This is a genomic window from Sedimentibacter sp., from assembly GCF_038562225.1.
Taxonomy (GTDB): Bacteria; Bacillota; Clostridia; order Tissierellales; family Sedimentibacteraceae; genus Sedimentibacter.
In genome coordinates, this window is sequence record NZ_JBCFAS010000007.1 from 104415 (window position 1) to 127338 (window position 22924).

A 22924-nucleotide genomic window follows, 5' to 3' on the forward strand; every position below is an offset into this window, starting at 1 on the left:
TTGCTATTTTATTCTATATCAAATTTAATATCCGGCAACGCCAAGTTTTTTGCATAAGGCAGCAACTTCAGGATGAACGTACTTGCCGTCGATTTCCAGAGGGTTTCCGTCCAGAATGATGGAAGGCTTGGAAACCACTCCGTCTGTGTGTGATGCGGCAGTCCAGAACTTGCCCATTATGGCCCTTCCCTGACTTCCTATGCCGAATTCCATGCATCCGAATATTCTCTCATCCTCCACAATTCTGCCGGTTGCCTTTGTTACGCCAGGATTGAATCCCAGAGAGTAGTGAGCCAGTCTGTACATGTTTGGGTCGTTGAAGCTGTCAAGCCAGTTTTTGAAGACTTCTGCGTCCTTGCCGCCTTCAATTTTGGTTACGACGCCTTCCTCGAAGGTTATGACTACGTTGCCTGACAGGATTCCCAGCTGTGTAGGCGGGAACAATGCAGCGTCGAAAACAAGAGTTCCGTTTATTGTTTCTTCTATGGGACACCAGCTTATCTGACCGCCAAGCATGATCGGATAGCCCTTCTGAGTGGCCAGCTGTCCCGAGTGCCTTATTTTTCTGCCCTTGTTGTAAGCCTTTAGGTTTGTTCCGTTCTTATCCTGAATGATGACTTCATCAGCCTCATAGAGTATTCTTTTTATGGTTTCCCCAAGCTCCACCATGGTCATGTAATCAACCTTGCCTATGGTGTTTGTCATCATGGTAACGTCCATGCCTGTGAGGTTTATGTACCTGCAGCCGTTTTGCATGGCTTTTTGAAATGACTCGCAAAGCATGATGGATGAATAGGCAAATTCAATCCACACATCCGAGCAGGCCACGGCGTTGCCTATGGGTTTAACCGGTTCGGCATAAAGCTTGGTTGATGTGGGGTAGTATATGATGACAGGATTTCCTCCCACCGTGTATACTGCATTGGCCGTGGCCTCCACAACCCTTCTGTCCGAAGAAGAATCTCCCGTTATTACTACATTTTCTCCTTCCTTAACAAGCATTACGTCCTTTACCAGCGTGTAAGCTGATTTGCTCAGTTCAAAACTTAAATAGTCCTGAGACATTTCAATTCCTATTGGATATTCCATTTGATTCCTCCTGATTTTAATAGCCCGCTACCCCTAAGGCTCTGCAATATTCTCTTGATTTTTCGTCTAAATATATTCCGTCTTCCTCGATGATTCTTCTGTCAAGAATGATGGTGGGTTTTGAAACAACACCATCGGTGTGGGATGCGGCGTTCCAGAATGCTCCCATCAGGCTCGCTCCCTGGCTTCCGAAACCGAATTCTATGCATCCGAAAATTCTTTCATCTTCCACTATTCTGCCGGTTGCCTTTGTTACGCCAGGATTGAAGCCGATGGAGTAGTGAGCCAGCCTGTACATGTTTGGGTCGTTGAATCCGTCCAGCCAGTTTCTGAATGTTTCCGCCTGCTTTCCTCCTTCGATGTTTACAATGGAACCGTCTTTTATGGTGAGCTTGATGTTTTCATGAAGTATGCCTATTTCGGCCGGTGGGAACAAAGCAGCATCAAACACCAGAGTTCCGTTAATTGTTTCTTCTATGGGGCACCAGCTTACCTGACCGCCCAGCATAACCGGGAAACCCTTCTTCGTTGCCCTCTGACCGGAATGTTTGACTCTTCTTCCTCTGTTGTATGCTGTGAGATATGTTCCGTTTTGGTCCTTAATGATAACCTCATCTGAATCCTGAACCATCTGAGTGAGATACTCCCCGAATTCAACCATGGCATCGTAGTTTACCTTTCCCACGGTGTTTGTGAGCATTGTGACATCCATTCCGTTAAGGCATGTGTATCTGGCGCCGTTTTCAATGGACTTTCTGAAACAGGGCGTATGCATGGTGCAGTAGTATGCAAGCTCAATCCATACATCAGTTTCCGAAACAGCCTCAGCAACCGGCTTAATGGGCTCTTCAAATGCCTTGCCCGATGTGGGGTAATAGAGAATCACCGGGTTTGCCCCCACGGTATATACCGCCTGGGCTACGGCTTCAACCACTCTTCTGTCTGAGGAAGTGTCTGCAGTTAAAACCACATTCTCACCTTCCTTCACGAGCATTACATCGCGGACCAGCTTCATGGCAGCCTTTGCTGTCTCAAATGAAAGATAGTCCTTGGACATTTCAATTCCTATGGGATATTCCATCGTTACCTCCTGTTGTCAGCCATGAATAAGTCCTTGTCATCACGCATTTCGGCAATGACCAAGGACTATCCATGCATCAATATTTATTTTTTAGGCATTATCAGCTTGAATGTTGAAGTGAAGAAGCTGTAAAGCGCAGCTCCTGTGAGGAAGCCTGCACCAAGGATGTACAAAGTATCCTGAGCATCCTTGCCCTTTATTTTCAGTATTATTGCCCTGAAAGCGAGAGCTCCGAGAACTGTGAGACCAGTCATGGTGTTTCCAACCAGCAAACCTGTTGCAAACAAAACGCCAAGCTGTTTGGACGGTCCACCTATAAACTGGATAATGGCTCCGGGAACTGCCCACATGAGCAGGTACTTGGCAATCTGCGGACTTGCGCCTGCTTCGATTGTTGTCTTGTAAGTCTTGGCAACGGGAGCGAACAGACCCTGCTCAAAGTATTTGTTGGCAAATAGAAACACCATTACGCCTGCAACGCAGATACCGATAAGCTCGGAGTAGAATTGCTGTTTTCTTCCGTCCAGTTCGAAATCAATATCCTGTCCGCGGCCTCTCAGAATCCAGCCGGCCTTCATGTCGTATCCCACGTCTGAGAAAGCAGGACCTGTAGCCGCTGTGTAGCCGACGAGAATTGCCAGCGACATTGGAGGGAAGCCTAAAAGCATGCCCACCAAAAGGAAGATCAATGCTGTTGCAAAGCCCGGGAACCAGCCTGAATGCATTGCAGAAAGACCAACGATCAATTCGGAAGCTATGGCTGCAAAGGCTGCAAATACAACCCAGAATATGAGCATAGGCACTGACATATCATCCATGAGTCCGGAGATTACAGCCAGAACCATGGCTACGATGATGTATGCAACAAAACCTTTGGAAAGGGCTGATTTCATCGAAGACATGCTGTTTCCGAACTTGCCTGCGGCACTGGCCTGACCGTCCTTCTTAACGAAAAGGATGATTGCGGCCTGAATGAGAGCAACCATTCCTGCACCTATCATGATGCCGTGAGGCAGGTACATGGATTTGAAATCAATTCCCAGGGCTCCAGGAGCATAGCCTATGAAAAGGGCGCCGGCGCCGAATGCCGTAAGGGCCCAGAAGTCTCCGATCCAGGCAACTCCGAACAGGTCTGTTGGTATGCCCATCATCTTGCCTGCGATACCGCCAACTGCTCCTACGATGAGAAGCACTGCTTTCTTGCCCTTGTTTGCAACGGCAAGGATTGTTTCAGCTGTGGCAATTCCCGGCGGCCATGGTTCTTCAGCAGGGAACATCTGACTGTCAAATGACTTGTACATTATGGTTACGTCTATTACTGTTGCAAAAAAAACACCTACAAACAAAGGCATTACCAGGTCCGGTCTTCCCATTACGAAAGGAATTCCTATGGGAAGCAGCAAGCTGTTTGCTGCTGAGAAAGTCGCACCTGAAATGGATGTCTGGATAAGGTTTTGGCTGTTTACATCCTTAAAAGTTCTGAAAAATTTAACCGGAATTTTGGATACTATGATTGCCAGAAGAGCACCGATGATTGATGTATTGGTGCTGATGCCTATTCTTACAATTAGTTCCAGACCGATGATGACGCCGACGATTGATGTCAAAATGTTCACCAGCAGTATGCCGGGTTCAAAAGCCGACGGATGTCGTCTGTTTTCTTTGTTCATATAATACCTCCTCATTTAGTTATTTCAATTTTATGATTTTTTTATTGCTGTCCGCCTTTTTGATACTTTGTCATGCTGCCGTAAAGTCTCGCCATAAGGTTGAATTCATCCTCATCGTAGAATTTGCACTTGCTGCTTCCGAAGTCTTTGGCAACTTCCACCGCAAAGCGCGCTGCAGATTCCACATCGATGAGATGGGTAGCTCCTGTTGCGCAGCCTGCAACCGGAACCTCAGTGGTTATGGCAACACCTATTACCGGACTTGATGTGGCAGTTGACGGCTGAAGAATGCTGTTCAGATGGAACAGTCCGTTGCCGTAGGGGGTTATGTCCTGCTGAGACAACGGAAACACCTTTGCCAGCTGTCCTGTGACCCTCATCATAATCTGCACTATGTCGTCGCTTACCTTGAGTATGCAGCCTTCCTTGACTGTTGGTGATATGGCAAATCCTCTGTTTGTGATTATGCTGTTGCCCTTCGTGGTGTCTATGGACAGTATGGCATCCATTTCCTCGCTTACTTCCGAGTCGTTCATATCTGAAATCTCCACAGGGGAGTCCATGAAAGGAACCGGAAAATGCTCCCTTGTAGGTGCATCTGGACAGATGTGGGTTGCCACTATGACGTCGCCGTCAAGAACATCGCCGTTTTTGTGCATTACGGCAAGCTTCAGCCCTGTCGACAACGCAGCCAGAGCACCGTCTCCGTCGGAAACAAAGCCGATGAGCTCCGGTCTTGCTCCGAGACCTCCGAGTCTTCCTATTATCCCCAGCGTGGGGCTGCTGCCGCCGGAACATTTTCCGTTTTTACCCGGTATCCTGATGCTTATGAAGTCCGTGGACCCTTTGCTGCCCGTGTATTTTTTTACGGAAACATCCTTGATTCCAGTCAGCCTGAATATTTCAGCGATCTCTTCGCCGTTAGCGCTGGGTTTGTCCAACAATTCAAATAAATCAATAACCTGCTTTAACATAATTCCTCCATTAATTTACTGATACCTGATTATACATTCTGCCAGCATCATGATACCTTCGGATTCCACAGCATCCAGAATTCGTACGTTAAGATGCTTAAGAAAGCTTTTAGCATTGGCTGTGGTGAGCCCTGTGCATGCAAAAGCTATTGTGTCTGCACCCAGTTCAATAAGTCGAAGGGCTGAATTGATTATTTCCTGCTTTCCTTCTTCTGTCTGCAGATCGTTCGTGGAAACTATTCCTCTGGGCTTTTCGTAAGATATGATTTTATCCTTCAGTATTTCGGTATATTTTTTTGGTGGAACGTCTTCTATTCCTATGATTCCAACCTTATTTGAACCGGCAAGGCTCAAGACAGCCGTTGATTTTCCTCCGCCCACCACGGGTATGTGCAGTTGGCGGGATAAAACGTCCACTGCAGGGTCTCCTGCGCAGCTAATTATGATTCCGTCAAGGTCTTTTTCCCATTCCTGTGCAAGCTTCACTATTTTGGGAACCGCAATATTATGTGTTTCATCATCATGAATGCCTTCATACTGGTCATGGATGCATCTGGTTTCTAGTTCAAACTGAGGAAACATTGCGCCTAATTTTTCCTGGTGTGCAAGAAGCACATTTTCGTCTGCTGTGGTCAATACTCTTATAATGCCGACTTTGTATCTGTTCATTTGTTCACCTCCTATTTCTTTGTTTTATATAATATATCACAGCAAAAATTTAATATGGGTATATCTTATTCCACAAATGACGTCTTTGAAGTGTGCACTTTGTATATCTGAAAAAAACACCGGCAGAGTCTGGCTGTAAGCCTGACCCTGCCGGTATGTCATTCGGATATTATTTCATTGAGCTTCATAGCTATCTGAAGTATGAGCCTGTTTTCGGATTTATCTATGTCGCTGTCAAGTATGTCGTTTATCTTGTTGATTCTCTTGTAGAGGGTGTTTCTGTGAATAAAGAGCCTGTCTGACGTGTGGCTTACTGAAAAGTCACAGTCAATAAGGGTCTCCAGCGTCTTCAGAAGCTCGGAATTGTTTTCGCTGTCATGCTTCTTTATTCGCTTTATGGTGTTCTTGTAAAGTTTGGACAAAGTAGGATGGCCGGATATTTCATACAGAAGGTGGTAAATCATGTAATCATCGTATAAGTACACTCCGCCGGGATTTTTGTTGAGTTTTTTGCCTATTTTCAACGCAAAGTTGGCCTCTTCCCCTGCAAAGTACAGGTACTTCAGGCTGTTGCAGATTTTGCTTATGCCTATGGTGAATTCCTGGTCCCTGAAACTCTTCTTCAAATCCAGCACCAGCTTCTCGTAAAACGAATCAAGAAGTTTTGTGTTGCTTTGCAGCTTCTGGTTTTCAATTATGAACATGATGTTTTTGCTGTACCGTTTGTGGCAGAATATGTTATCGTACATCTGGAATATTGAAACAAGCTTTTTTTCAAGCCTTAAATACTCATTTTCATCGGTGATTGTGCTTTCAATGGTCCATACATACCTGCTCTTTGAAAAGTCTATGTTCCTGTATGAAGATTCCTCCTTCAGCTTCAGCTCATCCTCGTTGTAGTTGCCCTCGATTATGCTGAAGAAAAATTCTTCCAGCGACTTGTGGTAAAGCACAGCCTTTTTCGTGTTTGAAAGCAGGTACACAGTGATGAAGGGCATTACTTCCTTTATGATTTCCTTGTCCGTATTGGTCAAAGACGCTCCCTTTTTCAAGTCAACACACAAAAATGCTATGACGATGTTCATACCGTATACTTTGTAAATTTCATAGGTTCTAGAACTGTTGTCAATGGTCATGTTTTCGCCGGAAGACATGAGTTCTGTGGTGTACTGGCTTATTGTTTTTTTAGCACCCAGAGTTTTGAGGTTGTTGTCGTCGCTGACAAGGTTAAGATTGTTCTCCCAGAAAAGGTATATGTCGTTTCTCACATACCTTGATATGAGGTTGATGATAGCAGATATGTTCAGGTTGTGCTTTGTAAGCCTGTTCAGCTCCTGCTTGAATTCCTTGAGAGTGTAGAAGTCATAGTTTTCATCACCTATTATCTTGTTCAGTATGGGACGGACAATGCTGTTGTAGCTGGCGGCTATGGGAACCTCTATGATGGGCAGGTTCAGTTCTTCAGCCATTATGAGGATTTTTTCCGGAATTTCGTCGATGTACCTTCCTATTTTTATGCCCAGTCCGGCAGCTTCCTTAGTGGCAAGCATCTGAATTATGTTTTCCAGAGTGGTGTCATTGTTTTTAAGGCAGTATCCGGTGGTTACGATGAAATCACCTTTATTTACCCAGTAGACGCCGTCCGGCACTTCCATTATGTCGACATTTAATATTTCCCTGTTTAATCCGGCCTTGCCGGCTAAAAGCCTAAAGTCCTTGAAATCCTTGTTTAATGAAAAAATATCCGATACAATCATTTCAGCCTCTCAAAATTATAATTAAGACATTTTATCAGAAAATTTTATTGAATTCAATACTTTTAATGCATCTGCACACTTAATTGTTTCTAAAAGTAAACGATTACAGCAAAAAAACAGTCTATAATAATTATAACGGCAGTTAAATTATTATTAGTAAGGAGTGTTATGATGAAAAAGGTAAGAATAGGAACCGTAACAATCGGGCAATCGCCCAGGACCGACATAACTGATGAAATAAGTCCCATGCTTGGGGAAAGGTTTGTACTGGTGGAAAAGGGTGCCCTGGACGGCATGCATGACGACTACATAGCAGAACACATTGCGCCTGGAGAAAAAGATGAGGTTCTTGTAAGCCGAATGCAAGACGGGAGGCCGGTGAGAATCGCCAAAGACAAGGTGTTGCCGCTGATTCAGGAAAAGATTCATGAACTGGATAAAGAAAATGTAGACATCATTGTGCTTCTTTGCAATGAGGTTTTTCCTGAATTTCAGAGCAGAACGCTATTATTTAGGACCGAAGAGGTTCTGCACTCCATGGCAGCAAGACTGGCGGGAGGCAGGAATGTGGGGGTTATGATGCCTGACAGGTCTCAGCTGCAGGGAATAACCGAACTTTGGAAAAAGTATGGAGTATGTGTGAAAGCAGTGGGTGCATCACCGTACCAGGAGGACAGCCTGGAGGAAGAGGCAGAAAAGCTCAGGGGTGAGGACATCTGCTTCATTTTCATGGAATGCCTCGGATATTCCCGGGAAATGAAGAAGAAGGTTGAAGCGGCAACAGGAAAGATGGTGCTGACCACCAGGACGCTGATGTTCAGAATAATACAGGAGATGTTTTAAAACAGGACGCACAAAATTCATACGGACATGCGAAAAAATCGTTAGTTGAAAAGGACATTACTAGGGAGGTATTTTGTCTAAATTGCATTGCCGCCTAAAATGTCCTTAAAGTTTACTTTTGATGAAAAATATCCGCCATAATCATTTTTGCGGTCTAAAAATAATCCAGATATTTATATAAGAATTTTATTCAAATTAAATTAAATTATAGTATAAAGTCACTATGAATGAATTGTCGTACCTAGACTTTCCGTTTCCTTGATGTTATTTAAACCGTCGAGAGCTATAAAAAGCACTGAAGAAATAACCAAAATACTTCCGAAAATAGTTTTAGTACTCAAATATTCGTTGAAGCATAACGTACTTACAAATAAGCTTATTAAAGGCTCCAGCATATTAAAAAATGATGCAGTACTGGCTCCTAATACTTTTATTCCTGATATCATCAAGTAAAAAGCAATTAAAGATCCTGTTCCTGAAAGACCAAACAATTGGAGATAAACTAAACTACTTGAGGGTAAGCTTAAACTCCCTGATGCTATTGTTTGAATTCCAAAAACTATTGCCGCAGCTGATGAAATGTAAAATAATTTAACAATAAGTGGGAGTTCATTAATTTCGCCCTTTTCATTAGCGATAATGTAAAAGGCATAAGAAATAGAGGATAGAATTGCTGTAATTATACCTATAAAATTTACACTTGAAGAGAGTTCCAAGATTAGAAGCATTCCAAGAATTGAAAAAACAATTGCTCCAGCCTTAAGGAAGGTAAGATTTTGTTTGAACATGAAAATCATTAAGAAACAAACTAAACTCGGATACATAAAATGAAGCATTGTGGTTAAACCAACTGATATGTATTCATACGAGATATTCAGCAAGAATCCTGTTCCTCCCATACCCATTGACCCAAGTATGAACATAAAGTAGAACTTTTTTGGGGAAACTCTGAAGGACTTTTTACTTACTATTGTTATAAGACACGACCAAAGTGAGACGGTTAACATAGAATAAAAAACAATACATCCTGATGACAATCCGCTATTGAGAATATATTTGTTAATTGTTGGTAAAGAACCAAGGATTACAGATGCACCAGTCATTGAGAGTATACCTTTTAACATTAATTTCATCTCCATATATTGTATTACAGCCTGTATTTAGAATACAGGCTGTTCTTAACATAATTTATCATATTAAGCCATTGCAGGCTTATCCCAAAGATTTAAAATTTGTCCGGTTTCTATTTCCTTTGCTTTTTGAAGGCAGGTCCAAGCCCATGCTATATCATAAACGGGAAGGCCGCCTTGAGCAAATAAAATAATTTCGTCATCATCTATCCTGCCGGGAATATTGCCGGCAATAATATCTCCCAGATTTTGAATTTTTTCTAGAGGAAGCACTTTATCATGCACGTAGTCAAGCAAGGAGCAGCCCAAAAGTGGAATATGAGAACTATAAGGATATTCTAATTCTTCAGCCCATGCTTCATAAGTTTTCCAGTTGTCAACAATGTTTCTGGCTCGGTTAATGACAAAATCTTTAGGTAATTTGATTCCCGCCGGAAGGGAGATATAGGCTCCTTTTTTTAACCACTCTTCATTGAATTCAGGCTCAATAGCACCGGACGTAGCTGCATGAACTATATCGGAGTCTTGTACGCATGCCTCTAATGATTCTGAAAGTTCAATGACTTTTATATGAGGATAATTTTTGCGTATGAAATTTGCAAGACGTTCTGCAGATGTAGGAAATACGTCATAGATTTTTACCTTTTCAAGGCTCGGACATGTGATAGCTATGGACATAAAAGATGTTTTTGTTATAACTCCAGCTCCAATTAGACCGCAAACTTTTGATTCTTTTCTAGCTAAATATTTTGCTCCAACACCAGGAATGGCGCCCGTACGCATAGAACTAATTAAGTTGGCACTCATCAAGGCTTCAGGTGCACCTGTTTCAACATTGTTGAGCATAACCATCAAAATTGATCGGGGTAGTCCTTTTGATAAATTTTCTCTGTTTGAACCGTACCATTTCTCACCGCAGACATGGTATTTCCCTCCAAGGTAGGCTTCCATTGTCATAAAGCGGCGGTCAGGACCATTTTTAGGCATGCCAGGATGCTTGGGTTCATCTGGAAAAAATATTGGTTGACCATGAGAATTATTGTTACCGCCTCCCATAAGGTAATCGCCTTCGCCCATAAGGCGATAAACATCACACATAACCTCTACGCATTTCTCCATGTCAGTAACACCTGACTGTATCATATCTTGTTCGTTTAAATATAGAAAATCAATTCTTGTTTCATCCATTTTTCTTACCTCTTTTAAGTTTATGTCAATTATGAATAGTACAAATGTTTCGCTTTGATAACAATTAGCTCCTAAATTAACTATGAAGCTTTTATTTTATTGCTTACAGAAATTCCTATAAACTGTCTGTCTTTAAGTGAATCACGATGCCACATCTTTCCTGATACAGCTATTATAATGCATGCAATAAATCCTGCTAAAGTCAAACCAACTATGGTCCACCCGTTGCCATTGACAAGCATAATTGGAAATGATGTCCAGCATGCAATTTCCAAAAAACCTGATAGAGGAGTCATTGCAGAGTCCTCAATGGTTTTTGATTTGTTGTCAGGATCTACAATGCGTAGTAAAACAAATCCGATTGCAAAGACACCGGTCAGATATCCATAACAGAAAATCGAGTGTTCAAACCAACTATCTTTAATAAAGCGGTAACCAAGTGGTATTACAGCCAAAAATGTACAAACAATTCCTGCCAATGATAAAATAAGAAGCGGAATTGCATATTTAATAATGACTGTTATCTTTATTGCTGATATACCAAAGAATACAAGGTAATCTGTACATGTTCCGGCTATTTTGGTGTTAATACGTGTATCAATATAATGATATACTTGTGTCTTGCGAAGAAGCAGAAATAGTACTAATGCTAGTATGTATGCAACCGTAAAATCGGGTATGCCAGATAATACATACGGTGCCAAGACTTTTTTGTTGATATAAAATCCAATTCCTGCAACTGTAAGTATCAGGCTTAGGTGATAGCATAGCGTGTCTAGTGAAACTGAACTAATGGTTTCATCTCCTAAGGATTGTCGATTTTCTTTAGAAATCAAACCGGTTTTTAAATCGCCACCAATATATTTGAAATCTTTTATGTAACCTGTGTAACCTTTTTTGGTAGCCCACTTGATAAATATCAAGCCTCCGAAGACACCTACTAAAATTCCAACAGTAGCAAAAGTCATCCCAAGGTCTGTTGCTTCTGCAAATCCTAATTCAGCAAATGTTTTACCAACAGCCGCTGCTGTTCCATGACCGCCACTAAAGCCTGCTGCCAATAATAGACCAATACCTTCATTCACATCAGGATAAAATGACCTAATCACAGTTACTGTTAGAGCGATTGGAATAAAAAACTGCATAAAGAACGCTACGAATCGATATAACTGAAAACCTATTATACGGTTAGCTTCTTCCTTGCTATTCGTTTTATTGAATTCAAATCCATTAACTCCAACAACAGTAAAAATAATGATTATTAACACGCCAGCATAAGAGCCAATACCTTCAGAAAATGGAAGTATATTAAGGCATTGGCTGCCAAGTAACAGGCCAAGGAAACCGGCTATCATACTAGAAGGAATAAAAAATCTTTGAAAAAATGAAAATTTTGCTCGAAATAATTGTCCTATAAGGATAAGCAATGATGCGATTGCAAAATCGATAAATAAATCATAAATGTTCATTAGATTACCTCCTAATTTTAATTTAGCTGCATTGTCTTAGGCCTAAAGGTTGCAGCACATGGAAAATGTTTGCACAAACCAACGAAAGAACTTTCAACATTATTATAAATACTAAAATATATAATGTCAATAGTAGAATATAAAATATTAAAATATTTAAATTTCAAAGCAAATAATATATTACAATAGTTATAATAAATACTATAAAAACAAATGACTAGAAATTGTATTGTAAATTAGTTATAATTAAAAGGGATTTTTTACAATTAAATCACAAATTCCGAAAGGGTGATTGTTTTGGATATTACAAATATAAGAGATAATAATATTAAAGATATACTAAATTCTTTAAGATTTAATATGGGTTTAACAAAAAAGGATATTGCTGATAAAACAGGTCTTAGCTTTTCAACAGTATCAAGTGCATGTAATGTTTTAATTGAAAAAGGTATTATGCAAGAAAAAAAGGTGCAGTCTACAAATGTGGGACGATTACCAAGAAACATCACATTTAATTATAAACAATTTTGTTCTGTTGCGCTCGATTTACAAAACCGTAACCTAATGGATTTCACAGTAATTGATTTCAATAATGATGTGCTTTACCATTCTTTATATAATGTCGCTCACTGTTTTAGTGCAAAAGATGTTATAAATTATGCTTTTACAATTTTTAAGGATATTAGTAAGTATCCTACTTTTGATAATGTTCAATGCGTTGGTCTGGGAATTGCGGTTCCGGGAATTTTTGATCAAAAAGCTGGTAAGCTGATAAACAGCTCAATATCTTATTATGAAGGAGCTTCATTTGTTGAAATAGCTGAAGATGTTTTTGGTGTTCCTTGTTATGTAGATACAGGGTCTAACTTCTGTGCTTTATCAGTCCAGCAAAAAGAGCCAAATGCTAATAATTTTGTTTATATTAACATATCATCAGAAATTAGTGCAGGTGTTATCTGCCAGGATAAACTTGTAACTGGTCAGAGTGGCCATGCATTACGTGTAGCTCATCTGCCCCTAGGTAATGAGTCGGAAAAATGCAGTATATCTGGTTGTCAAAATTATGGATGCATCTATAATGAAATTTCTTTGAAGGGAATGGTAGGCGAATACCTTTCGGAAAATACAGACCTTTCTCTATTAGATCGGTGGCTTGAGATGATACGTGATATGAGAAGTTATCCGCAAAAATATAATGATTATTTCAAAGAGAAGGGTAAGTATATTGGAAATCTAATAGCAACGCTGGTTTGTATTTTTGACCCTGCAACAGTATACTTGGGGGGGCACTGTCTTGTTATTTATGATTTGTTGGAACCAGCCATATGGGAAGTCGTAAAAAAGCGCTGTCCTCTTGCTTGCCAATTTGGATTGCAATTACTGTGGGATGTTGATAGTAATGAAACTCTCTATAAAGGCATTAATCAATCTGTTTATAATGGATGGAATCCTTTGAGGTTGTAATTGGAACCATGCTAAGTATTAATAACTGATTATATTTAGCTGAATGTTATTAATTTGTTTTACAAATATATTAGGGAAAGAAAAGTAGATTAATCAAGATTGGTGAAAAATAAAAATCATAGCCTAATAAAAATAAGTACTATACATATTTCGGTTGATATAATGCGTTAAGTGAAGAAGGAAGATTTTGTATGAAATTGATAGTTACGGAAAAACCGTCAGTGGCAAAGGACATTGCCAGGGTATTAAACATAAAAGGTTCAAGAGACGGATACATGGAAAGCAGGGACTACATCATAACTTGGTGCGTGGGACATCTGATACAGCTTGCATATCCGGAGGAGTACGATCAGAAGTACAAAAGCTGGAACATAAATGACCTGCCCATATTTCCAAGGCAGTTCAAATACATGGTGAACCAGACCACACAAAAGCAGTATGAAACGGTGAAGAGCCTCATGCTGGATGACAGAACAGACGAGGTAATCTGTGCAACGGACGCCGGCCGTGAAGGCCAGCTTATTTTCGGCTACGTCTACATAAACGCAGGGTGCAAAAAACCGGTAAAGAGGCTTTGGATAAGCAGCATGACCGACGAGGCCATTCTGGAAGGCTTCAGGGACCTGAAGGACAACAAGGAATATTTCAGCCTCTATCAGTCGGCAAAAGCCCGGTCAGAGGCAGACTGGCTGGTTGGAATAAATGCCACAAGGCTTTTTACTGTGAAGTACAACCGGATGCTGACCATAGGAAGGGTTCAGACTCCCACGTTGTCCCTCATTGTCCAGAGGCAGAAGGAAATAGATCAGTTTGTGTCACAGCCATTTTATGAGATTGCAGCCGACTGCGGAATGTTTACGGCCACATGGTTCAACAAAAACGGTACAAGGATAGATGAACTTGAAAAGGCGGAAGATATAGCTGCCAGGTGCCGCGGAAAGGAAGCCACGGTCACAAAGCTGCAGACAAAGAGGGCTACGGTTGAGAGGCCTCTTTTGTATGACTTGACGGAGCTTCAGAGGGACGGCAACAGAAGGTACGGTTACTCTGCGGAGCAGACTCTTGATGCTGCCCAGAACCTGTATGAAAAGTACAAGCTTGCCACATATCCCAGAACGGATTCCAGGTACCTGACCAAGGACATGAAGCCAAAGCTTGCAGGACTTCTTCAGAACATAAAGGACGGCTGGAAGGGTTCGGAGTACTGTGTTGACAAGGTGCTCGGCCAGAAGATAAATGCGGACAAGCGTGTTATAGATGACTCAAAGGTAACGGATCACCACGCCATAATAGTGACTCCGAACATAAGAGGCGCTGCCGGCATGAAGCTTCCCGAAAGGGAACACAACATACTGAAGCTCATTGTGGCCAGGTTCATAGCAGTTCTTGACAGAAAACAGGAATACGACCAGACAGACATTGAACTTAAAATCGAAAACGACAAGTTCAAGGCCAGAGGCAAGAAGGTCGTTATACCGGGCTGGAAGGAAGTGGAGGACATAATGCTCGGCAAGGTGAAGGAAGACTCCGAGGAAGGGGAAATCACCGTGAACCTTGCAGAGGGAGACACTCTCATGCCAAATGAAGTCAAGGTGGTAACAAAGAAGACGTCTCCACCTAAGCCTTACACTGAAGCCACGCTTTTAACGGCCATGGAAACGGCAGGGAAGCAGATAGAGGATGAAAGGCTAAGGGAAGAGATGAAATCCATAGGCCTTGGAACGCCAGCTACCAGGGCGGGCATAATCGAAAAACTTATAAGTGTAGGATATATAAAGAGGAACAAAAAAAATCTGGTTCCCACGCAAAATGGAATACAGCTAATAGAAATCGTGCATGAAAAGCTGAAAAAACCGGACCTGACAGGAGAATGGGAGAGCCAGCTGGGCAAAATAGCAAAAAAAGAAGCATCGTCTAAGGATTTCATTGTGGACATAATGAAGTACGTTGCTGAAATAACAAGGGACGCAAAGACAAACACTATAAAAAATGTGAGCTTTGAAAGCAGTTCAGCCAAATCCAGGAAGGAGCCCATAGGATTGTGCCCACGCTGCGGCAGGGAAGTATACGAGAGTAAAAACAGTTTTTTCTGCACAGGATACAAAAATTTTCCTCCCTGCAGGTTTTCCATCTGGAAGGAAGACAGCGCCTTAAAGGAAAAAGGTGTGGCATTTTCAAAGAGCAATGTGTCGGAACTATTAAAAACCGGGCAGACGAAAGTGAAGTCTCAAAATGACGGACAGGAGAAGGCGCTGCTGGTAAAAATGACGGACAGCGGCTATCGTGTGGAGTTTTCCTTTGAAAGTGCTGAAGAACAATTGCCTCAGACGCCTTAAACAATTTCCGAATACCCTTGACCGAATAGGAGTCAATATGTATAATAGGTACGATTGGCCGTTTACGGTTTACTGTTCCAGGAACTGTACGGCCTTGGTCAGATTTAAATTCAAAAATATTATTATGGAATGAATAACCGGGGAAGGATGGCTCAGATGAAAGTTAACAGCAGAAAAGTAGCAGCATTAATGATAGTTCTGGTCATTTTGACCTCGATTTTTATTTTGCAGCACAAAGAAAGCAGCAAGAATTCATACATCAAGGACAGCCTGGAAGTTTACACTGATATGGAGAGCATAAGCATTCTGGAGGAGGATTTAGGCCACGGAGAAAATGCACAGCTTTTCAAGTCAGGCAGCACACCATTGTTCAGCATGTTCAAGACATACATTTTAATAAATGCATATCTTGCTGCCAACATATTCAGGCTCAGGCACACACAGGCAGCGAGCCAGGTCAGAATGCTCTGCTTTTACAGTGTCTTTGTGGTGTTCTTTGCCAACAAGAAGGACGGCAAAAAGTGGATGGATTGTGTTTACTCATAACCATATCATAAAAATCAGGAGGAAGAAATGAGAATAAATAAACACATGTATATCCTTGTAATACTGCTGATAGCAGCAATTGCTCTCACAGCGGTGTTCGGCATAAACGCAGGACCCGTGCAGATAAGGGGAATGAAGGATATAAGATTTGGAATAGACATAAGAGGCGGAGTTGAAGCCGTATTCGAGCCGGCAAATCTGGACAGGGTTCCTGAAGCCAGTGAGCTGGAATCTGCAAGAGTAATAATGGAAACAAGAATGGATGCTCAGAACATTCTTGACAGAGAAATAACCGTAGATAACACAAACGGACAAATAATAGTGAGGTTCCCGTGGAAGTCCGGAGAAACGAACTTCAACCCTCAGGCAGCCATTGCAGAGCTTGGAGAAACTGCAAAGCTCACATTCAGGGATCCTGCAGGAAACATCCTGATTGAAGGAAAGGATGTAAAGGAGAGCCAGGTTCAGTTGGACAAGAAGACCAGTCAGCCGGTTGTAACGCTCATATTCAACGCTGAAGGTACAAAGCTGTTTGAAGAAGCTACAGAAAAGCTTGTGGGACAGAGAATATCCATATACATGGATGAAACTCTGATTTCAGCTCCAACAGTAAATGAAAAAATTTCCGGAGGAAACTCCGTAATAACAAACATGGGAAGCACAGAAGCTGCCAAGGCTCTTTCCGATAAGATAAATTCAGGTGCTCTGCCATTCTCGCTGGTATCCAAAAACCACAGCACCATAACTCCGACACTGGGTTCAGGAGCACTTGACGTGATGATTAAGGCAGGTATCATAGCATTCGCATTTGTGTGCCTGTTCATGATATTCTACTATAGGATGCTTGGATTCGTCGCATGCCTTGCCATAATACTGCAGGTATCCATACAGATGCTGGCGCTTTCAATTCCTCAGATCACACTTACACTTACAGGTATTGCAGGTATAATCCTTTCCATAGGAATGGGAGTTGACGCAAACGTAATAATCGGCGAAAGAATAAAGGAAGAATTAAGCGCGGGAAGATCCCTAGGCTATTCCATAGACACAGGATACAAAAAAGCATTCACGGCAGTTTTTGACGGCAACATCACAACCATTGCCGCAGCAGTAATCATGATGATTTTTGGAACAGGTTCAATGCTTTCATTCGGTTACACATTGATGGTAGGCTGCATTCTTAACTTCGTTTCAGGAGTTTCCGTATCAAGGATTATAACGAAATCCCTGAGCATGAATGACGGATTCACAAATATATCCCTTTATGGGGCAAAAGTTAAGGAGGCAAAATAATGATTAAATTCTATGAAAAAAGAAAGATATTTTTTGCTCTCTCCTCTGCTGTGATGATTATAGGGATAATTGCAATGTTCTTTAACGGAGTCAACCTTTCCATCCAGTTCAAGGGAGGGGCCATTATAAAATATTCCTACACAGGAGAATTAAACGCAGATGAAGCCAAAAGCAAGGCCACTTCAATCCTGAACAGAGATACCGAAGTGCAGCTGACGGAAGACCTGGCTACCCACAGCAGGAAAGTGGTGTTCAACCTTTCAGGCAACAGCGGTCTCGACGCTGCGGATCAGGATAAACTTGACATCGGTCTTAAGGAAGCTTTCCCCGATGCCAATCTGGAACTTTCGGAATCCAACGTTGTTCAGCCGTTCATAGGCAGGAGATTTCTGACAAACGGGCTTATAGCACTGGGTCTGACAGCAGTGTTCATAATTATATACGTACGCTTCAGATTTAAGAAAATATCAGGCCTTTCGGCAGGAGTTATCGGCCTCATTGCTCTTGTACACGATGTGCTGATCGTATTCTTCACATTTGTGATATTCAAGATGCCGATCAATGACTCATTTATTGCGGTAACGCTGACCATAATAGGATATTCCATAAACGACACCATAGTTGTTTACGACCGCATAAGGGAAAACAAACCATACTTTGAGAAGAAGACCTTTGAAGAGCTGGTGGACACAAGCATCAACCAGTCGCTGACAAGGTCCATAAACACCAGCGTGACAACCGCCATAAGCATATTGATCGTGTACATCCTGGCATATGCATACAACATTGATTCAATAAAGATTTTCTCAATACCAATGCTCGTAGGCGTAATCAGCGGATGCTACTCCACTCTGTGCATAGCAGGACCAATGCTGGTAATGTGGCACAACAAGAAACAGGAAGCTCAATACTAGGAGGATTTATGAAGGAATACATTTGTTCCAGACTTGTTAAATCAGAAGATTTGAATCATCACGGCACTTTGTTTGCAGGCCGTACAGCTGAATGGTTTGTGGAATCCGCATTTATAGCTGCAGCGTCCACACTGGGCAGCCCTGAAAATGTGGTTTGCCTGAACATCCACGGCTTTGTGTTCAAGACGCCAATCAATAAGGGCGAAATAGTGAAGTTCACCAGCAAGGTAGTCCATCTGGGCAAAACCAGCATAGTGGTGCACGCAAAGCTTGAGATGGAAATAAACAAGATTCCGCCTGTTGAAAGTTTCTTCACATTCATCTCCGTTGACGAGGAAGGAAAGAAGGTTCCTCACGGACTGGTTTTAGATGAGGCTGCCAACGAGGAAGAAAAGCAGCTGAGAGAAAGAGCAAAGAATCTGAAGTAACATGGAAGGAGAAGACCGAGGTCTTCTTCTTTTTTCTTTTTACATAAGTTGATAAAATTCGATATTTATGATAATATATAAAAAAAGAGGTCACATATGAAAAAGATAACCAAGATTGAGTATCAGAAAAACAACAAGGACAGGCTGAATGTTTATCTTGACGACAGCTACGCTTTTTCAGTGGACATGGACGTTATGATAAAATATTCCCTGGCCAAGAACAAGGTGCTCGAAGATGATTTCATCAGCCAGGTTCTCAAGGCAGAGGAAGAAGTGAAAGCATACAGTTATGCAGTGGGGTTGCTTTCAAGATTTCCCAAAAGCGAAAAACAGCTGAGGGATAAAATGACTGAAAAGGGATATGACGATGATTTTATTGACAGCGCCATAAGCAGACTGAAGGAGCACAGGTACCTGGATGATGAAAGGTACACTGATATGGTTATTAACAGCAGGCTGAACACTTCAAAGGAAGGAAAGCTGAAAATAAGGGAATCCTTGTACAGCAAGGGGATAGACAGGGAAATAATAAACGAGAAGCTGGGAAACATTTCAGCTGAGGATGAGCTGGAAAGGGCATGCGCCTTGGGAGGTAAAAAACTTAGCAGTATTAATGAAGACGATACCCGAAAAAAAATGGTTAAGCTGTCGAATTATTTAGTTAACAAGGGTTTTGAGTACGGTACTGTCCGCAAGGCAGTAAGCCGGCTCATGGAAAAAGGGTTAGATGAATTAGGGGAATTTGACGACTAATACAAAAACGAAAAAGGGGGCGTGATTGTATGCTGGAATTTATCAACTATATCTCAGATGCTTTAATAATGTGCAGGATTGTAAGGGATGAAACGGGAAAAGTGGATTTATTTGCGGAGTTTACCAACAACAGGGTAGAGGATATAATGGGAGAAAGGCCGGAAAATCTGACGAAGTACGGAGGATCGAAGCTGTTTTCGCAGGCATCAGATTCATTGTTTGACTGGCCGCGGATATTGAGCGAAGCCGCTATGACAAATGAGCACAAGGTTATTGAACAGTATTTTCCCTCATTTGAGAAATACCTAAGGATCAGCGTATTCGGATACAAGGATGACTGTTTTTACCTGGCCATACAGGATATTACGGAAAAAAAGGAAATAAGAAGAATTCTTCTGGAAAAGGACAGGCAGATAAGACTCCTTGAAAATGAAATCAAATCCAGAGCCAACATAGACATGCTCACAAAACTGTACAACTTCCAGTTTATGATTGACTGCATCAACAACAGCATGGCATCCTACAGGGAAGAGGGAGTGAATTTCTGCATGCTCATAACAGACATTGACGATTTCAAGACCTTCAATCTCAAATATGGCATCAACACAGGAGACATCGTTCTTCAGGACTATGCGCACATACTCAGCACTGTAGCCAGGAAAATAGACGTTGTTGGAAGATACGAAAACGACAAGTTCATTGTGCTGATGAACAACGTTGACATAGACATAGCCAAGCTAATGGCTGAAAAGGTAAAGATGGAAACAAAGAAGTACAACCTCAACATAAACAATACGCAGCTCAGCATCTGCGGCGCCTTGGTGGAATACGGCGGCGAAACTATCGAGGAACTGTTTGAAAAGGCAGAATCGCTGCTGCACAAGGCCCAGTCCATGGGCAAGGGCATAATATTGTCATGATTAACTGAAAATTATATACAGAAAGGGAATGCGGCGCATTCCCTTTTGTTATCCTAGAGAAAAAATGAAGTCCCGAAGTTCACCTGTCATACTTTAGTATGGGCAATTGAGGTAATATTTTGACAAAAATAACAAAATATGGTATAATATAACAATGCTTAACCTAAATAAATAGTCATCCGCATAAAACTTATTCTAAACCACGGGGGGTTTTTATGATCAAGTTCAAAGTAATATTTATTTTAACAGTAAGTTTAATGTTTTGTTTTATGCCTACATTAGCAGCAAGTGAAGTAACTCCAACACCACCTTCTTGGGTTGTGGATGGAGAGTATGTGATTTTCAAAAATTCGGTTGCTTATGAGCCAGAGACATGGGGAAAAATATGCAATTTAAGAAAAGAAATTGAGGACAACGCAGTCAAATTTGAAGAAAATTTAATAAAATTTGTCAGCGAATATGAGAATGTGAACGATGCAGGTTTATATTATGAATTAGGTTTGATTTACCATAAGTATTATTTGAACAACCGCTTTGAAAAAGGGCATGATTGGTTTATTAAATCAGCTGATCTTTTAGAACATGGAGAAAAACAGAAGATAGTTTATATGTGGAATGCACGTACTGCATTGTTTAGCAAGATGTATATTGATTATAAAGTTCTTAATGAGGCTATGTGTAAATTCATAGATTATCCGGATTATAATGTTCGAGAAATTATTGTAAGTGATGAGATGCTCGAATATTTAGATAATTCGGAAAAATTATTTTTGGAGGAACCTTTGCTTACAATAGACAAAACTTATATCCAAGAAAAAAGTCTTCCTCCTGAAATAGTAAATGGAAAATTTATGATTCCTGTAAAGACGGTTCTAAGAATGATCGGCGGCGTGTCAGAATTGAATACTAAGACACAAGAAGTTACGCTTGTTAGAGCAGGTGATACGTTTAAATTAACAGTAGGGAGCGATATAGCATATAAAAATGGCAAAAAAATCATATTGGATGCAACTCCTTACATAAAAAGAGGAGTAGTATTTTTATCATCTCGCTTTGTTTCCGAACAGTTTGGCCAGGTGGTTACATGGGCAGAAAAACCAATGATATTAGATATTTCCGAAAATAAAGATGCTTCTAAAAGTTCAAATCTTGAGAAATGGCTTTTACCTATGGGTTCTTATATAAATCAATACCCTAAGATCATAGCCTATTACATTCCTACAAGAGATGTAAGGTTTTTTACAGGTTATCCTGTAAGAAGAAGCTTTTACTCTCTTAAAGCAATAGACCAATTAAAGGAAGCATGGGATATCTATAACAGAGAGGATTTGTTGGAGCAAATAGAATCTCTTACGAACTACGGACATAATTCGTCATTTTTAGAATATTTCAGATTTATTGACGGTATGACAGATAAGGAGTATGAGAATCTGCTTAAAGAAGTATCTGGTATAGATGAATATATGTTCCCGCTAAATAAGGAAATAGGAGAGAAATGGGGTAAACGCGGCATTATGGCGTGGGATTTATTCAGAGTTTCTAATCTGGCGCAATGGGGTTATATGGCTGGATATCTTACATATAATGAAGCCTTGGTAGCAGCAGAGCCAGCGGCTAGAAAGCTGCAAAAAAACTTCAGTTCTTGGGAAGAAGCATACGACAATTATGTTGATGGACACGTTTGGTGGTCTCGTACAGACGTCAGAGGAATCAAGTACGAAGAGTGGGGTAGGAGACAGGAATGTAAAGAATTGATGCAAAAACATAAAGAAATGTTTGATGACAGCCTCTTTAAAAGAAAAATTATCTCCGTTGAGGGAGTAGATTTCTAATAGATGTTATGTATTATCAATATGAGTAAAGTTTGTGAGGTAAAGTATGACAAAAGGGAATGCGAGGCATTCCCTTTTGTTATCCTTGGAAAAGATGCGGCTTATGTCAAGTATTCCGGCACCCTGTTCCAGTGACGACGCCTTGATTTTGGTGCATGCGTTCAGCAGCTTTCTTTTGATATCGTAGTGGGTGTAGTTTGGGTTTTCATTTAACAATAGTGCCGCAGCTCCTGAAACCATGGGAGCTGACATGGAAGTTCCGCTTAGCGTGGTATATCCGGTCATGTTTTTGTTTGACAGCGACATGATGTTCACACCTGGTGCAAAGTCAAGTATGCCTGCACGGTGGGTTTCGTATACAGTAAGACAAAATAAAAGAATGTTAAAAATTAAAGGAACACAAATTATCGTCTAGTTGCGGTACAAGCAATTTTTTTGCAAAATACATCTGAAAAATACTTGTTTATATAAGGAAACAACAATATTTACAAAGTTCGACAAAAATTTTCCATAAAATGTATCAAAATGGTAATTATGTGGTAATTAATGCCTTAATGAATTATATGGT

At 41.1% G+C, this 22924-nt stretch carries 20 protein-coding genes; 10 read left to right on the forward strand and 10 right to left on the reverse strand.

What is annotated here, in order from left to right:
- Positions 1-24: 24 nt before the first annotated feature.
- The 6 genes from AAGU76_RS18905 to AAGU76_RS18930 form a co-directional block, all read right to left on the reverse strand.
- Positions 25-1089 (reverse strand): hypothetical protein, encoded by a 1065-nt coding sequence (locus AAGU76_RS18905; RefSeq protein WP_342487082.1) that lies wholly within the window; start codon positions 1087-1089, stop codon positions 25-27.
- 16 nt (positions 1090-1105) lie between these two features.
- Complete coding sequence (locus AAGU76_RS18910; protein WP_342487083.1) at positions 1106-2170, reverse strand: hypothetical protein; 1065 nt, start codon at positions 2168-2170, stop codon at positions 1106-1108.
- Between the two features lie 83 nt (positions 2171-2253).
- Positions 2254-3840, reverse strand: a complete 1587-nt coding sequence (locus AAGU76_RS18915) for an OPT/YSL family transporter (protein WP_342487084.1) — start codon at positions 3838-3840, stop codon at positions 2254-2256.
- Positions 3841-3881: 41 nt separating this feature from the next.
- Positions 3882-4817 (reverse strand): DUF1177 domain-containing protein, encoded by a 936-nt coding sequence (locus tag AAGU76_RS18920; RefSeq protein WP_342487104.1) that lies wholly within the window; start codon positions 4815-4817, stop codon positions 3882-3884.
- Positions 4818-4829: 12 nt separating this feature from the next.
- Positions 4830-5483, reverse strand: coding sequence for an aspartate/glutamate racemase family protein (locus AAGU76_RS18925; RefSeq protein WP_342487085.1), 654 nt, complete (start codon positions 5481-5483; stop codon positions 4830-4832).
- Positions 5484-5641: 158 nt separating this feature from the next.
- Positions 5642-7240, reverse strand: a complete 1599-nt coding sequence (locus AAGU76_RS18930; protein WP_342487086.1) for a PucR family transcriptional regulator ligand-binding domain-containing protein — start codon at positions 7238-7240, stop codon at positions 5642-5644.
- Between the two features lie 171 nt (positions 7241-7411).
- Here AAGU76_RS18930 and AAGU76_RS18935 point away from each other — a divergent pair, with 171 nt between their 5' ends.
- Positions 7412-8083 (forward strand): AroM family protein, encoded by a 672-nt coding sequence (locus AAGU76_RS18935; RefSeq protein WP_342487087.1) that lies wholly within the window; start codon positions 7412-7414, stop codon positions 8081-8083.
- 221 nt (positions 8084-8304) lie between these two features.
- On the opposite strand, the gene AAGU76_RS18940 is transcribed toward AAGU76_RS18935, so the two are convergent.
- The 3 genes from AAGU76_RS18940 to AAGU76_RS18950 all read right to left on the reverse strand — a co-directional run bounded on the left by AAGU76_RS18940 (position 8305) and on the right by AAGU76_RS18950 (position 11870).
- The gene (locus AAGU76_RS18940; RefSeq protein WP_342487088.1) at positions 8305-9207 is read right to left on the reverse strand and encodes a DMT family transporter; all 903 of its coding nucleotides are present in this window, start codon (positions 9205-9207) and stop codon (positions 8305-8307) included.
- Positions 9208-9279: 72 nt separating this feature from the next.
- Positions 9280-10401 carry a tyramine oxidase subunit B gene (locus AAGU76_RS18945; RefSeq protein WP_342487089.1) on the reverse strand — a complete coding sequence of 374 codons (1122 nt, stop codon included), beginning with the start codon at positions 10399-10401 and terminating at the stop codon, positions 9280-9282.
- An 80-nt stretch (positions 10402-10481) separates the two neighbouring features.
- Positions 10482-11870 (reverse strand): sodium/glutamate symporter, encoded by a 1389-nt coding sequence (locus AAGU76_RS18950; protein WP_342487090.1) that lies wholly within the window; start codon positions 11868-11870, stop codon positions 10482-10484.
- Positions 11871-12167: 297 nt separating this feature from the next.
- Here AAGU76_RS18950 and AAGU76_RS18955 point away from each other — a divergent pair, with 297 nt between their 5' ends.
- From AAGU76_RS18955 to AAGU76_RS18995, 9 genes are all read left to right on the forward strand, one after another.
- Positions 12168-13334: an ROK family transcriptional regulator gene (locus AAGU76_RS18955; protein WP_342487091.1), complete on the forward strand. Its 1167-nt coding sequence runs from the start codon at positions 12168-12170 to the stop codon at positions 13332-13334.
- 191 nt (positions 13335-13525) lie between these two features.
- Positions 13526-15670, forward strand: coding sequence for a DNA topoisomerase 3 (locus AAGU76_RS18960; protein ID WP_342487092.1), 2145 nt, complete (start codon positions 13526-13528; stop codon positions 15668-15670).
- 156 nt (positions 15671-15826) lie between these two features.
- Complete coding sequence (locus AAGU76_RS18965; protein ID WP_342487093.1) at positions 15827-16216, forward strand: hypothetical protein; 390 nt, start codon at positions 15827-15829, stop codon at positions 16214-16216.
- Positions 16217-16243: 27 nt separating this feature from the next.
- A complete protein-coding gene (gene secD / locus AAGU76_RS18970) occupies positions 16244-17509 on the forward strand; it encodes a protein translocase subunit SecD (protein WP_342487094.1) in 1266 nt (421 codons plus the stop codon).
- Positions 17509-18423 (forward strand): protein translocase subunit SecF, encoded by a 915-nt coding sequence (secF, locus tag AAGU76_RS18975; RefSeq protein ID WP_342487095.1) that lies wholly within the window; start codon positions 17509-17511, stop codon positions 18421-18423. The genes secD and secF overlap by 1 nt, the downstream gene beginning before the upstream one ends.
- Before the next feature lie 8 nt (positions 18424-18431).
- A complete protein-coding gene (locus tag AAGU76_RS18980) occupies positions 18432-18851 on the forward strand; it encodes a hotdog domain-containing protein (protein WP_342487096.1) in 420 nt (139 codons plus the stop codon).
- A 96-nt stretch (positions 18852-18947) separates the two neighbouring features.
- The gene (locus AAGU76_RS18985; RefSeq protein ID WP_342487097.1) at positions 18948-19604 is read left to right on the forward strand and encodes a RecX family transcriptional regulator; all 657 of its coding nucleotides are present in this window, start codon (positions 18948-18950) and stop codon (positions 19602-19604) included.
- A 29-nt stretch (positions 19605-19633) separates the two neighbouring features.
- On the forward strand, positions 19634-20524 hold the full coding sequence (locus AAGU76_RS18990) for a GGDEF domain-containing protein (RefSeq protein WP_342487098.1): 891 nt from the start codon (positions 19634-19636) through the stop codon (positions 20522-20524).
- A 215-nt stretch (positions 20525-20739) separates the two neighbouring features.
- On the forward strand, positions 20740-22356 hold the full coding sequence (locus AAGU76_RS18995; RefSeq protein WP_342487099.1) for a DUF1266 domain-containing protein: 1617 nt from the start codon (positions 20740-20742) through the stop codon (positions 22354-22356).
- Between the two features lie 6 nt (positions 22357-22362).
- Here AAGU76_RS18995 and AAGU76_RS19000 read toward each other — a convergent pair whose 3' ends face one another.
- Positions 22363-22662, reverse strand: a complete 300-nt coding sequence (locus AAGU76_RS19000) for a S8 family serine peptidase (RefSeq protein ID WP_342487100.1) — start codon at positions 22660-22662, stop codon at positions 22363-22365.
- Between the last annotated feature and the right edge of the window lie 262 nt (positions 22663-22924).